Origin of the sequence: Akkermansia massiliensis (assembly GCF_018847375.1) — a bacterium.
In the GTDB taxonomy this organism is placed as follows: Bacteria; Verrucomicrobiota; Verrucomicrobiia; order Verrucomicrobiales; family Akkermansiaceae; genus Akkermansia; species Akkermansia massiliensis.
Genome location: NZ_CP072036.1, coordinates 253,164 through 266,741, shown reverse-complemented (window position 1 = coordinate 266,741; position 13,578 = coordinate 253,164). Strand labels below are relative to the sequence as shown.

The window sequence follows — 13,578 nt, the reverse complement described above, 5'->3', positions numbered from 1 at the left end:
AGAACCATGGAAAACAATAGAATCAAACCGGTGGACGTAGCCAGCGAGCTCTCCACTTCTTTCCTGGACTACTCCATGTCCGTCATCATCTCCCGCGCCCTGCCGGACGTGAGAGACGGCCTCAAGCCCTCCCAGAGGCGTATCCTGTACGCCATGAAGGAACTGAACCTGTCCCCCGGCGGGAAGACCCGCAAATGCTCCAAAATCGTGGGTGACACCATGGGTAACTACCACCCGCACGGGGACGCCGCCATTTACGGCACCCTGGTGAACATGGCCCAGGACTGGTCCATGCGGGACATCCTCGTCATCGGGCAGGGCAACTTCGGCACGCCGGACGGGGACCCCCCCCGCTGCCGCCCGATACACGGAAGCCAAGCTCTCCGGCATGGGCGTGGCCCTGATGGCGGACCTGGACAAGGACACCGTGGACTTTGTTCCCACGTACGACAACGAGCACACGGAACCCACCGTGTTTCCCTCCGCCTTCCCGAACCTGTTGGTCAACGGCGGCACGGGCATTGCCGTGGGGATGGCAACCAACATGCCCCCGCACAACCTGGGGGAAGTGGTGGACGGCATCTGCGCCGTGATTGACAACCCGCTCATGACGGTGGATGAACTGCGCCAGTACATCAAGGGACCGGACTTCCCCACCGGGGGCGACGTGCTGGGCTTTTCCGGCATTGACAACTACTTCCGCACCGGGCGCGGCTCCGTGCGCATCCGCGGGAAGATAGACATGGAAATGACGGACTCCGGCAAGGACCTCCTCATCATCCGTGAAGTGCCGTACGGCGTGAACCGCGCCGCCCTCCAGGAACGCATCGCGGAACTGTACAAGGACAAGATCCTGACGGACATTTCCGGCATCCGCGACCTTTCCGACGAGAAAACCTGCATTGAAATCGAGCTCAAGCGGGACGCCCGCCCGCAGGTGGTCATGAACCAGCTTTACAAGCTCACCTCCATGGAAACCTCCTTTGCGGTGAACATGCTGGCGATTCACGACAACCGCCCCAAGACGCTCGCGATGCTGGACGCCATCAACTTCTACATCGAGCACCGCCGGGAGGTGGTCGTGCGCCGCACGCGCTACCTGCTGGGGGATGCGGAAAAGGACGCCGAACGCCTGGAAGCCTTCCTGCTGGCCCTTCACCACATGGATGACTTCATCACCATCATCCGCGACTCCAAGAACAGGGAGGAAGCCCGCGAACGCCTCCAGAACTACACCTTCTCCACGCAGACGGCGGAAAGCCTGGGCATCCTGATCCGTTCCCAGGCCTCCGTGCAGGGGGACCGCTACATCTTTACGGAACGCCAGGTAAACTCCATCCTGGACCTGCGCCTGTACCAGCTCACCGCTCTGGAAAACGACAAGATTTCCGGGGAATACGCGGAACTGCTGGTCCGGATCAAGGACTATCTGGACATCCTGGCGAACGAATCCCGCGTGCTGGGAATCGTGAAGGATGAACTCATGGCCATCAAGGACAAGTACGCCACGCCGCGCGTCACGCGCATCATTCCCTTCTCCGGGGACATGGCCATTGAAGACCTGATCCCGAACGACACGATGATCGTCACCATCACGCACAGCGGCTACATCAAGCGCACCAACTCCGCGGAATACCGCGTGCAGGCCCGTGGGGGCAAGGGCGTGAAGGCCGCCACCACCAAGGGGGCCAGAAAGGATGCGGAGGCGGACTTCATCGAGCACCTCTTCGCCGCCCAAAACCATGACTACCTGATGTTCTTCACGAACACCGGGCGCGTGTACGTGGACCGCGTGTATGAAATTGACGAAGCCGCACGCAGTGCGCAGGGCCGCAACATCAAGAACCTGCTGGACCTCCAGCCGGAGGAAGCCATCGCCGCCATCCTGCGCCTGGAACGCCGGGTGGATGAAAAAGGCAATGACATCACCTTTGCGGAAGGCAGCGGCAACGTGGTCTTCGCGACGAAGGACGGCACGGTGAAGAAAACCAGCCTGAACGACTTTGTCAACTACCGCAAGGCCGGCATCATCGCCATCAACCTGGAGGAAGGCAACACCCTGGTAAACGCTGAACTCACCACCGGGGAAAATGAAATCGTGCTCGTCACGCATGACGGCATGAGCATCCGCTTCCCGGAGGAAGCCCTCCGCACCCAGGGCCGCAACACCATCGGCGTGCGCGGCATCCGTCCGCGCGAGGGAGACTACGTGGTGGCCCTTGCCATTGTGGACCCGCAGAAAACCCTGCTGGTGGCCTCTGAAAACGGCCTTGGCAAGCGCACCTCCTTTGACGAATACCGCACGCAGGGCCGCGGCGGCACCGGCATCAAGACCATGAACTGCACGGACAAGACCGGGAAGGTGGTATCCGCCACGGTCGTTTCCGAGGAGGATGAACTGATGCTCATGACCACGGCGGGGCAGTCCGTCCGCATCAAGGTAGCCACCGTGCGCGAAACGGGCCGCGCCACCCAGGGCGTGAAGCTCATGACGCTGAACGACGGCGAAGCCATCCAGGACATCTCCATCGTCATTCCGGATGATGAAGACGAGGAAGGTGCGGAGGGAGCGGAAGACGCGGAGGCCGGGGAAGATTCCGGTGAAGCGGAAGCCCCTGCGGAAGAATAAAAACTCAAGGAACCCCGCTCCGGAATCATGCCGGAGCGGGGTTCTTCATCCGCCTTTTTTATGGAAGAAACCCTTTCCCTGCAAAAGTGCGCCGAACGCCTGGAACGGCGCGGATTCAGAAGCTTTGTAGTTCCGGGCCTGAAGGAAGCCGCAGGCGTGATGCGCGGCCTGGTACGGGAGCTTCACCCGGCGTCCGCCTCCTACGGGGACTCCATGACCTTGAAGGCCACGGGGATTCTTGACGACCTGCGGGCCAATCCGGACATTCAGTTTTATGACGGCTTTCTTCCGGACATGGACCGGGAGGAAAAATGGGAAATCCGCCGCCGCGGCATGACGGCGGACCTCTTCCTGACCGGCGTCAACGCCGTCAGCATGAAGGGAACCCTGCACTGGGTGGACATGGTGGGCAACCGCGTGGCACCCGTAGCGTTCGGCCCCCGGCACGTCATTCTGCTGGCCGGGGCCAACAAGCTGGTGGGAACGCCGGAGGAGGCGCGGGAACGCATCCGCCGCATCGCCCCGCTGAATGCCAAACGCCATGAAGACTTCAAGACGCCCTGCATGTACACGGGAGTCTGTGCGGACTGCAACTCTCCGGACCGCCTGTGCAACATCCACATGTCCATCGTCAAATGCTTCCCCAAGGGAAGGATCACCGTCATCCTGACGGAGGAATCCGGAGGACTCTGAGCCGTTCTGCCATGCCCGTTCAATCCCGGATAGAAATCATGGCCCCGGCGGGGTCGTTTGAATCCCTGGCCGCTGCGTTGCAGGGCGGGGCGGACTCCGTCTACTTCGGCGTGGGGAAGCTGAACATGCGTTCCCGGGCCACGGCCAACTTTTCAGAGGAAGACCTGCCGGAAATCGTGGCCCGCTGCCATGAGGCGGGGGCTAAGGCCTACCTGACGCTGAACATCATCGTGTATGATGAAGAGCTGGAGGCGGTGCAGGCCCTGTGCGCCGCCGCCCGGAAGGCCGGAGTGGACGCCGTCATCGCCTCCGACCTGGCGGTAATCGCCCATGCCCGCTCCATCGGGCTGGAAGTCCACATGTCCGTGCAGGCCAACGTCTGCAACATGGCCTCCGTCAGGTTCTACGCGCAGTACGCGGATGTGGTGGTGCTGGCACGGGAACTCACCCTGGCGCAAATCCGGCACATCATTGAATCCATCCGGAAGGAGGACGTGAGGGGCCCCTCCGGGGAACTGCTCCGGGTGGAAATCTTTGCCCACGGGGCGCTGTGCGTGGCCGTGTCCGGCAAATGCCACATGAGCCTGGCGGCTTACAACTCTTCCGCCAACCGGGGCGCCTGCTTCCAGAACTGCCGCCGCGCCTACCGCGTGACGGATGAGGAAACGGGCAATGAACTGGTGATAGACAACAAATACGTGATGTCCCCCCGGGACCTGTGCACCGTTCCGGTGCTGGACCAGCTTCTGGACGCGGGCGTCTCCGTGCTGAAGCTGGAGGGGCGCGGCCGCTCCTCGGATTACGTCAGAACGGTCACCTCCGTGTACCGTGAAGCCGCCCAGGCATGCCTGGACGGCACCTTTTCCGCGGACAGGACGGAAGCGTGGATGGAACGGCTGGAATCCGTCTTCAACCGCGGATTCTGGCAGGGCGGGTATTACCTGGGCGTGAAATGGGGGGAATGGAGCGGTTCCGCCAACAGCCGCGCCGCCCTGCTGAAAATCCACATTGCCAAGGTGGAAAACTTTTATAAGAAGAACGGGGTGGCGGCCCTTTATCTGGAAGCCGGCGGCTTGTCCGCGGGGCAGACCATCCTCATTGCAGGCCCCACCACGGGAGCCGTCCGCGTGGAAGTGGAATCCATGCGGCGGGAGACGCCGGCGGGAATGGAACCCGTGGACGCCGCTCAAAAAGGGGAAACCGTCTATCTGGCGGTTCCGGAACAGGTGCGCCGCCGGGACAAGGTGTACCTGCTGCGCCCCCGCACGCTGGAAGATTCCTGAACTTCCTATTCCGCAGGAATGTAACAACAAGGCCGCCGGAAGAAAGGCAAACGGCTGTTCCCTCTTTCTCCGGCGCTTGTTTTTCCCGGATGCCGGGGATGAACGGAGAAATGCCGCTGCTCATTCTCCCGTTCCCTGTCCGGGAAGACGTTAATTCCCGTCGTCAGGCAGTTGGAGCAATGGGGGAGTGAGTCCGGGCCTGCCATGAAAAAAATCCTGGGCATGGAGGACGGCAGGATTCCCCATGCCGCTTTCTGCCTGAGCCGTTTTTCCACAACCTCCTTCCCTTAAAATCAGATATTGAATTCCGGAATTGAGAGCCCGGAGGGATTAAATGATGGATTCACCCTCTGCTGATTAGGCAGAAAATTAATCGGTACGGAAATTCCCGTTGAATGAAAAAGAATTTCTCCTGCGTACTAGTGTAAAACTGTACGCCATGTTTGACTCATGTTCCATCCTGCGCCTTCTCTCCTGCGGCTGTGCCGTACTGGGAGCCGGAATACTCCACGCTTCCGGACTGCAGCCCTGGCTGCGGGAATTGTCCGGAATCCCGCTCGCGGCCTCCGCAGAGGGAAGAAACCAATGGATGCAGCAGGTGTGGGCGCGGACGGCGGAACATGTATCTTCCCTTTCCGATCCGTCTGCCGCGGATGACTGCGGGGATGCGATGGCGCTGCTGGCTCCCGTGTTCCAGGCATGGCCGGACGGGCAGAAAGCCGGGGCCGCACTGGCGGAAATCCTTTCCGTTCCGGCGGAGCGGGTGGGAGCCGTTTCTTCCTGGGACGGCCTGATGAAGCATCAGGAAGCCATCCTGGAAAGAGTCCGTTTTCTCAGGCTGAAGAAACTGGCGGCTTATTATGATGCGGCCGCCATCCGCCGCGCGGTGAAACGCAACCGGGAAAAATACGGGGAACGGTACCCTGATGCTGAGATTTTCCTGTCCCGGCTGGATGAATGGGAGAAGAAGCTGGGGCCGCTGGACCGGTGGGTGGACCGGGCAGGGCCGGAGCAGGCGGACCAATTGCGTGAACTGGTGGAATTGCGGAAAAAGGCCCTTATTGAATCCCTGCCGGAACAGGACTCCCTGCGGGAATGGGTGAGCGTGCGGCGTTTCAACCCGTCCGGAAAAAGCTCCTTCAATCATGACCGCCCGGCCAACTGGCAGGGAATCTCCAGCATGCCGGGTCCGGGCCGCACATACCGCAGCGGCATCGTGAAATTTGACGGCATCTCCTCTTCCTCCCCCGCGGCGCAGCTGCTGGGGGACGACCGCTGGATGGGGCATCTGGAAGTGGACTTTTCCGGGGAAAGGCTCATGTTCACCGGAAACCGCTTCGGCAAGAAGGAAAACAGGCCCTGGGACGTCTTTGAACTGGACCTGAAAACCGGGAAAACGGAAGCCCTCACCGCCCACATGCCGGCGGATACGGACAGCTACAACTCCTGCTACCTGCCGGACGGCCGCGTCATCTTCGTCAACACCTCCGGCATGCAGGGCGTGCCCTGCGTAACCGGGGTGGACTACGTGGGGAACATCCACCTTTACGACCGGGAGAGGAAGACGACCCGGCGGCTCACCTTTGACCAGGATAACAACTGGTTCCCCACCATGCTGCCGGACGGCCGCGTGATGTTCCTGCGCTGGGAATACACGGAGAGCGCCCACTACTTCAGCCGCGTGCTGATGCACATGAATCCGGACGGCAGCGACCAGAAGGAATACTACGGCTCCAACTCCTACTGGCCCAACAGCCTGTTCAACGCCCGCCCGCTTCCCGGCAGGCCGGGCATGTTCGCGGGCATTGTGAGCGGGCACCATGGTGTCAAGCGGCTTGGGGAACTGGTCATCTTTGACGTGAACCGGGGCCGTACCGCCACGGAGGGCGCCGTGCAGAAAATCCCGGGCTACGGAAAACCCGTGGAAAACGTCACCAGGGACCAGTTGGTGGAGGGGTTGAAAACTCCCTATTTTGCGGAACCGTATCCGCTGAATGAGGAGACCTTCCTGGCCGTCTCCTCCCCTTCCGGCAACCAGGGCGTGACCAATGTGGTCTGGTGCGACGTGTACGACAACATCGTTCCTCTCACGGCTTCCTCCTATTTCATTTATGCGGACCCCGCGCCGCTGCGCCCGCGCAAAAAGCCGCCCGTGCTCCATGACCGCGTGAAGCCGGAGAGCAAGACGGCCACGGTCTATATCTCCGACGTGTACCGGGGCCGCGCCATGGCCGGAGTGCCGAAGGGGGTGGCAAAATCCCTGCGCGTCTTCATGTCCGAGTACAGCCCCCGCAACACCGGAAGCCACTATGCCATGGGCATGGAAAGCAACTGGGACTTGAAGGTGCTGTACGGCACCGTTCCCGTGAATCCTGACGGCTCCGCCATCTTTACGGCTCCGGCCAACCAGCCACTGACCCTCCAGGTACTGGACGGGGAAGGGCGCGCCCTGGCGCTGATGCGGAGCTGGTTTTCCGCCATGCCGGGGGAAACGTTAAGCTGCATCGGCTGCCATGAACGGCAGAACTACGCTCCGCCCGCCAAGGCGGTCATGGCCTCCCGGCAGAAGCCTGCCGCCATCACCCCGTGGTACGGTCCGGCGCGCACCTTCTCCTTCATGAATGAAGTGCAGCCCGTGCTGGACCGCCACTGCGTCCGCTGCCACACCGCGGAAGACAAGGCCCGCGCGGGAGTCCCGGACTTCATGACATTGGAGGCCGTCAAGGGTGCGCCCGCTCCCGGGTCCGTCGCGTACTGGAACCTGCACCCCTACGTGCGCCGCAACGGGCCGGAAGGGAACTACCTGGGGCTGGCCCCCACGGAGTTCTTCGCGGATACGTCGGAACTTTACCAGCTCCTTAAAAAGGGGCACCACGGCGTGGAGATGCCGCAGGAGGACTGGAACCGCCTGGTCACGTGGATGGACATGAACGCCCCCTACCTGGGCGAATGGCCGGGAGAGCGCAATGAAGGATTGCTGAAACGCCGCTATGACCTGCACAGGCAATTCTCCGGAGCGGAACGGAATTACGTGACGATGAAGGACTCCCTGTTCCGGAGAAACGCCAGCGGCGTCATCGTTGACGGCGGCAAGTCTGTCCCCAGCGTCAGGGAAAAAAGCGTGCCCGTCCCGGAACCGCGGAATGAAACGCTGTCCGTGGATTTGGGGGGTGGCGTAAGCATGACGTTCCGCCGCATTCCCGCGGGAAAATTCAGGATGGGAAGTGAACGGGAAACCCCGGCGGAAAAACCCGCCTCCCCGGTGGAGATTGAACAACCGTTCTGGATGGGAGAGGCGGAAGTGACGCTGGAGCAATACCGCCGCTTTGACCCGGAATACCTCAACGGATGGTACGACATGCACTACAAGGACCAGGTGAGGCCCGGCTACGACATGGACGCCGATCCGCGTTTTCCGGTCATCCGGGTGCCGTGGACCAGGGCCATGGAATTCTGCCGCTGGCTTTCCGGGAAAACGGGGAAAAAGGTAACGCTGCCCACGGAAGCGCAGTGGGAATACGCGGCGAGGGGCGGCGCGGATACGGACTTCTTCTTCGGGGAACGGGATGCGGACTTCTCCGCATACGCCAACCTGGGGGATGTGACGCTGAAGGAGCTTGCCGTCTCCGGCGTGGACCCCAAGCCGATTAAAAATCCCAACCGTTTCTGGGACTTCGTGCCGCGGGATGAAAAATATAATGACGGGAAGCTTCATCTGGCCCCCGTCAAGAGCTACAAGCCGAATGCCTACGGACTGTACGACATGATCGGAAACGCCGCGGAATGGACCCGTTCCGAATACAGGCCCTACCCGTGGAAGGAAGGGGACGGGCGCAATGAAAGCCTGGACTCCCGCGTTCCCCGTGCCGTGCGCGGCGGTTCCTGGTATGACCGCCCCCGGCGGGCCACGTCCTCCTGGCGCTGGGGGTATCCCGGCTGGCGGCCCGTGTACAACGTGGGGTTCCGCGTGATGATAGAAGACTGAATCTGAAATGGCCATGAAATTGACAAAAACGCTCTGCGCCTCCGCGGCTGCCCTCTTCTGCCTGCTGTCCTTCGTCTCGTGCAGGCAGGATGCGGCGCATGCCTCCGGTCCCGCAGCTCCGGTGGATGTAAAGGTTTTCAATCGCCTGGTAGCCGTGCTGGGGCATGAAAACCGTACCCTGGAACTGGTGGACCCAGCTTCCGGGGAAAAGGTGAAAAGCATCCGTCTGGGCCAGCCGCCCAACGGCATGGCGCTTGACGGTTCCACCGCCTATGTGGCGGAAGGCGGACCGCGCGGCGTGGTGGAGGTGGTGGACCTGGAAAGCGGGGCGCTGAAAGGTTCCTTTCCGGCGGGGCATACGCCCATGGCTCCCGTGCTGCGCGGAGGTAAGTTGTATGTGGCGTGCCGGTTTGATTCCCGTGTGCTGGAAATGGACGCCGCTACCGGGAACGTGCTGAATTCCTGGAATGTTCCCCGTGAACCGGTGGCGCTGGCCGTCTCCCCGGACGGCAGGAAAATATGGGCCGCCGGCCATTTGCCCGCCGGGAAGGCGGACGGGGATTTCACGGCGGCTGCGCTGACCCTGGTGGAAGACGGGAAGGCGGCTCATTTCCCGCTCTCCAACGGGACGCAGGGCGTGCGCGGCATGGCGATGAGCCCGGATGGCCGTTATCTGGCCGTGGCGCACGTGCTGAGCCGCTACCAGGTGCCCACCACGCAGCTGGACCGCGGCTGGATGAACACGAACGCCGTGACGGTTATTGATACGGAACAGCCGGACAAGCCGCACCCCGTCCTGCTGGACGACCCGGATGCGGGGGCGGCCAATCCCTGGGGCGTCGCCTTTTCCGGGGATGGCGGAAAGCTGTTTGTGACGCACGCGGGAACGCATGAGTTATCCGTGATTGATTTTCCCGGCCTGCTGGACCGCATGAAGCGGGAAGACCGGGAAAACGAACCCGTTTCCGAAAGGCTGGGCTTCCTGCACGGCCTCCGCACCCGCATTCCTCTGTCCCTGAACGGTCCGCGCTCCCTGGCGTGCGACGGGAAAAACGTTTATGTGGCCGGATACTTCTCGGACACGCTGGCGCAAGTCCCCCTCAAGGGGGAAGCGCAACCCCGGAAAATCGCCCTGAATGAAGGATTCCAGCCCTCACGGGAAAAGCTGGGGGAACAGTACTTCAACGACGCCTCCCATTGCTTCCAGGGTTGGCAGAGCTGCGCCACCTGCCACCCGGACAGCCGGGTGGACGGCCTGAACTGGGACCTGCTGAATGACGGCATGGGCAACCCGAAAAACACGCGCACCATGTTCCTCTCCCACCGGACGAGCCCGGTGATGACGCTGGGCGTCCGCGCCTCCGCGGAGGTGGCCGTGACGGCGGGCTTCGTTCACATCCAGTTTCTGGAACCTTCCGGGGAACTGGCGGAATGCGTGAATGAATACCTGAAAAACATGAAGGAAGTTCCCAGCCCGTTCCTGATGGCCGGTTCTCCCTCCAAAGAGCAGACGAAACAGGCCTCCTGCGCGCAGTGCCATGCTCCCGGAGTGGAGCGGGGCTCCTTGTCCGAATCCGCGCGGAGGGGGAAGGAAGTCTTTAAAACGGCCGGGTGCGTGCAGTGCCACCCGCACCCGTACTTCACTACCAAGGAACTGGTGGCTGCGGGGACGGCCACGGGGCTGGATGAGGGGAAAAGCATTCTGGTGCCCTCCCTGGTGGAAGTGTGGCGGACCGCCCCCTACCTGCACGACGGCCGGGCGAAGACGATCCGGGAAGCCATTACGACGCACAATCCGGGGGACATCCGCGGGAAGACAAGTTCTTTAAATGACCGTGAGCTGGAGGACCTGGTCAATTACGTGCAGTCCCTGTAAAGGAGGACACCATGGCGGCTAATTTACCTGAAAAACTGGAATGGCGCGGAAAGGGCGGCGCGGAAGAACATTTCTTCTGCATGACGGCGGAACCGGGCGCGAACTTTGAGGCGGAACTGCGTTCCCTGATGGGCAGGTACCGCGAACTGGGCGGCGGAGGGGAAGATGAATTCCTGCTGCGCTTCCACGTCAGCGATCCGATGCGCCAATCGGAAACGCTGCGCCGGATGGCGGGGGAGCGGAACTCCTATGTCTCCGTGGTGGGGCAGCCTCCCGCGAACGGGGCCCGCGTGGCCCTGGAAGCATGGCACATCGGCGGAATGCTGGAAAAAAGGCGGAAAGAGGACCAGGGGGGAACGGTGGTGACGGCCCGGCGTCCGCATTACCGGCTGTTCCTGGCGGGCAGGAAGGAAAGCTCCGCTCCGGACAGCTACGGCCAGATGCGGGAGGAATTCCGCTGGCTGGACCGCGCGGCTGCCGCGCACGGAGGAACCGTGCCGGAGCTGGTTCACCGCACGTGGATTTACTGCCGGGACATTGACAACAACTACCGCGGACTGGTGGAAGGACGCAATGAACGCTTTGACCGTTACGGGCTGACGCCGGAAACCCACTTCATCGCCAGCACCGGGATTGAAGGCTGTACGGAAACGCCGGGGCGGCTGCTGCACATGGACAGCCTGGGAATCGTCGGGCTGAAGCCGGGGCAGGTCCGTTACATGGAGGCTCCGGATTACCTGTCCCCCACGCATCTGTACCGGGTGGCCTTTGAACGCGGCGCCCGCATCGTGTACGGGGACCGCTCCCACTACTTCCTTTCCGGCACGGCCAGCATTGACGCGGAGGGGAACATCGTTCACCCGGGGGATGTAGCGCGGCAGACGGCCCGCACCCTGGAAAACATGAACGCCCTGATGGAAAGGAACGGCGGAAGCCTGTCCGACCTCAAACAGGCCGTGGTGTACCTGCGCGACTGGGCGGACCGGGAAACGGTCAGCCGCCGCCTGATGGAATCCCCGCTGGCCGCCGTCCCCCATCTGCTGTTGAAAGCCCCCGTCTGCCGTCCCGGCTGGCTGGTGGAAATAGACGGAATCGCCGTCAATGGCGCCGGAGACGGTGCATTTGCTCCCCTGTAAAGGAACCGTTCCCGGAACAGCCGGGAGCAGCTGATTTCACTTGTTATCCCATGCACGGAAATGGTACCGTACCCCCGCATGACCTATCGCCTTAATACGGATCGCCTGGTGTTCTTTTCCGTGCTGTTGTGGGCGCTGCTGCCGCCGGGCGTTTTTGCCTGGGAAGGTAATCCCCCCAGTCCGGATAATGTGCGGTGGCTGGAACAATTCTGTTCCAGTTATATTCAGTTCCTCACCATGGGCGGGGTGCTGTGCGTGGTCATCGGCTTTGTATGCGCGGCCTTCATCTGGCTGGTGAACCGCCAGGACTGGGCGCGGAGCCTTAAAATCGGAATCCTGTTTATCGTTTCCGCCCTGTGCCTGGTTTTGTACGGCGGCTCCCTGTCCTTTGCCGTGTTCTACCTCCCCCTGGCCCTGATCAACCCCGCCGTGTACTGCTTCAGCGTGAGCAAGGCGGAATAATCGGCGGAAAATACGCGGTTTATTTCTCTTTTCCGTGGCGGATGTCCGTGGCTTCCTTCAGGAAGACGACGGTGGCGGCGATGGTTTTGGCAATGTCTCCGATGCGCTCCAGGGAGCGGATGATGAAGAGCAGGTTGACGTTGAGGGAGGGCGTGTTTTCCCTTTCCGGGGATACCAGCAGGGCCAGCGCCTTGCGGTGGGCCTTGTCCAGCTTTTTGTCCCGCAGGCGTATTTCCCGTGCGGCGTCCGCGTCCTGCGTTTCCAGGCACCGTGCGGCGTCCCGGAATTCGGAGACGGCCATGTCCAGCAGGGGGAGCACTATATCCGTGCATAGGGACTCCCGGCGCCTGATGGACGCCTTGGCGTGCCTGGCGATGCCCGTGACTTCCTCCATGCATTCCTGGAGCTTGTCCCCGCAGCGGGAAAAGGTGAGCACAAGCCGCAGGTCGGACCCCAGGGGATGGAACTGGGTGAGCACGGCGGCGCAGAGGGAGAGAACCTGGCGGGTTTCTTCGCTGAGCGGTTCCCCGTCCGCAATGATGCCGTTGGCCCCGTCGCTGTCCGGGCCGGAGATGACCCGTTCCAGGACGTCCATGTGTTTCAGCAGGCTGCCGCAGACGGCGTTGACGCGGGTGCGGATGGCGTTCAGGGCCGCGTCATAGTGGGGGAGGATGTGGTTGCCGGGAGGTGTCATGAGGTGAATGGCTTGGAAGTTGGGCTTTTTAGCTGAAACGGCCCGTGATGTAGGCTTCCGTTTCTTTTTCCGCGGGGTTGGTGAAGATTTGGGACGTTTCCCCGTATTCCACCAGGCGGCCCATGTACATGAAGGCGGTGCGGTCCGCAATGCGCGTGGCCTGCTGCATGTTGTGGGTGACGATGACGATGGTGAGGTCTTTTTTCAGGTCTTCCATCAGGTCTTCTATTTTCAGCGTGGCGATGGGGTCCAGGGCGGCGCAGGGCTCGTCCATCAGCAGGATCTGGGGGCGGTTGGCGATGGCGCGGGCGATGCACAGCCGCTGCTGCTGGCCTCCGGAAAGGCCGTAGGCGCTTTCGTGCAGCTTGTCCTTCACTTCGTCCCACAGGGCGGCGCCTTTCAGGCTGCGTTCCACGGTTTCATCCAGTTCCGCGCGCCTGCTGCGTCCCGCCACGCGGAGGGGAAAGACGATGTTTTCATAAATGCTCTTCGGGAAAGGGTTGTATTTCTGGAAGACCATGCCCACGCGCTTGCGCAGGGAGATGACTTCCACGCGCGGATCGTACAGGCTGGTGCCGTCAATGCGGATGTCCCCCTGGTGGCGGACGTCCGGAACCAGGTCGTTCATGCGGTTGATGTTGCGGAGCAGGGTGGATTTTCCGCAGCCGGAGGGCCCGATGAGGGCCGTCACGCGGTTGGTTTCAAAGGTCATGCCGATGTTGAAGAGAACCTGTTTGCTTCCGTAAAAGAAGGAGAAATCTTCCACTTCAATGATGGGATCGTCGTCTGGGGCGGCTGGTTCAGTCATGGGATGGTGAAG

At 61.9% G+C, this 13,578-nt stretch carries 8 protein-coding genes and 1 pseudogene; 7 read left to right on the top strand and 2 right to left on the bottom strand.

Features of this window, described 5'->3' with window-relative positions; all coding sequences use genetic code 11:
* Positions 1-6: 6 nt before the first annotated feature.
* The 7 genes and pseudogenes from gyrA (at position 7) to J5W70_RS01095 (ending at position 12,064) form a co-directional block, all read left to right on the top strand.
* A pseudogene (gene gyrA / locus J5W70_RS01125) lies at positions 7-2,629 on the top strand (DNA gyrase subunit A).
* Between the two features lie 60 nt (positions 2,630-2,689).
* Positions 2,690-3,322 carry a lactate utilization protein gene (locus J5W70_RS01120; protein WP_215832676.1) on the top strand — a complete coding sequence of 211 codons (633 nt, stop codon included), beginning with the start codon at positions 2,690-2,692 and terminating at the stop codon, positions 3,320-3,322.
* Between the two features lie 11 nt (positions 3,323-3,333).
* Complete coding sequence (locus J5W70_RS01115) at positions 3,334-4,605, top strand: peptidase U32 family protein (protein WP_215832677.1); 1,272 nt, start codon at positions 3,334-3,336, stop codon at positions 4,603-4,605.
* A 439-nt stretch (positions 4,606-5,044) separates the two neighbouring features.
* On the top strand, positions 5,045-8,590 hold the full coding sequence (locus tag J5W70_RS01110; RefSeq protein ID WP_022397206.1) for an SUMF1/EgtB/PvdO family nonheme iron enzyme: 3,546 nt from the start codon (positions 5,045-5,047) through the stop codon (positions 8,588-8,590).
* A 13-nt stretch (positions 8,591-8,603) separates the two neighbouring features.
* The gene (locus tag J5W70_RS01105; protein ID WP_215832678.1) at positions 8,604-10,466 is read left to right on the top strand and encodes a YncE family protein; all 1,863 of its coding nucleotides are present in this window, start codon (positions 8,604-8,606) and stop codon (positions 10,464-10,466) included.
* Positions 10,467-10,477: 11 nt separating this feature from the next.
* Complete coding sequence (locus J5W70_RS01100) at positions 10,478-11,602, top strand: Rid family hydrolase (RefSeq protein WP_215832679.1); 1,125 nt, start codon at positions 10,478-10,480, stop codon at positions 11,600-11,602.
* Positions 11,603-11,680: 78 nt separating this feature from the next.
* Positions 11,681-12,064, top strand: a complete 384-nt coding sequence (locus J5W70_RS01095) for a hypothetical protein (protein WP_102728392.1) — start codon at positions 11,681-11,683, stop codon at positions 12,062-12,064.
* 19 nt (positions 12,065-12,083) lie between these two features.
* Here the strand turns inward: J5W70_RS01095 and J5W70_RS01090 are convergent, their stop codons facing one another.
* Positions 12,084-12,758, bottom strand: coding sequence for a phosphate signaling complex PhoU family protein (locus tag J5W70_RS01090; protein WP_022397210.1), 675 nt, complete (start codon positions 12,756-12,758; stop codon positions 12,084-12,086).
* 28 nt (positions 12,759-12,786) lie between these two features.
* The gene (gene pstB, locus J5W70_RS01085; protein WP_022397211.1) at positions 12,787-13,566 is read right to left on the bottom strand and encodes a phosphate ABC transporter ATP-binding protein PstB; all 780 of its coding nucleotides are present in this window, start codon (positions 13,564-13,566) and stop codon (positions 12,787-12,789) included.
* Between the last annotated feature and the right edge of the window lie 12 nt (positions 13,567-13,578).

Excerpts from the sequence above, each read along its gene's own strand:
- J5W70_RS01105 (WP_215832678.1), top strand. The coding sequence starts at position 8,604 with ATGAAATTGACAAAAACGCTCTGCGCCTCCGCGGCTGCCCTCTTCTGC.
- J5W70_RS01110 (WP_022397206.1), top strand. The coding sequence starts at position 5,045 with ATGTTTGACTCATGTTCCATCCTGCGCCTTCTCTCCTGCGGCTGTGCC.
- J5W70_RS01095 (WP_102728392.1), top strand. The coding sequence starts at position 11,681 with ATGACCTATCGCCTTAATACGGATCGCCTGGTGTTCTTTTCCGTGCTG.
- J5W70_RS01115 (WP_215832677.1), top strand. The coding sequence starts at position 3,334 with ATGCCCGTTCAATCCCGGATAGAAATCATGGCCCCGGCGGGGTCGTTT.
- pstB (WP_022397211.1), bottom strand. The coding sequence starts at position 13,566 with ATGACTGAACCAGCCGCCCCAGACGACGATCCCATCATTGAAGTGGAA.
- J5W70_RS01100 (WP_215832679.1), top strand. The coding sequence starts at position 10,478 with ATGGCGGCTAATTTACCTGAAAAACTGGAATGGCGCGGAAAGGGCGGC.
- J5W70_RS01090 (WP_022397210.1), bottom strand. The coding sequence starts at position 12,758 with ATGACACCTCCCGGCAACCACATCCTCCCCCACTATGACGCGGCCCTG.
- J5W70_RS01120 (WP_215832676.1), top strand. The coding sequence starts at position 2,690 with ATGGAAGAAACCCTTTCCCTGCAAAAGTGCGCCGAACGCCTGGAACGG.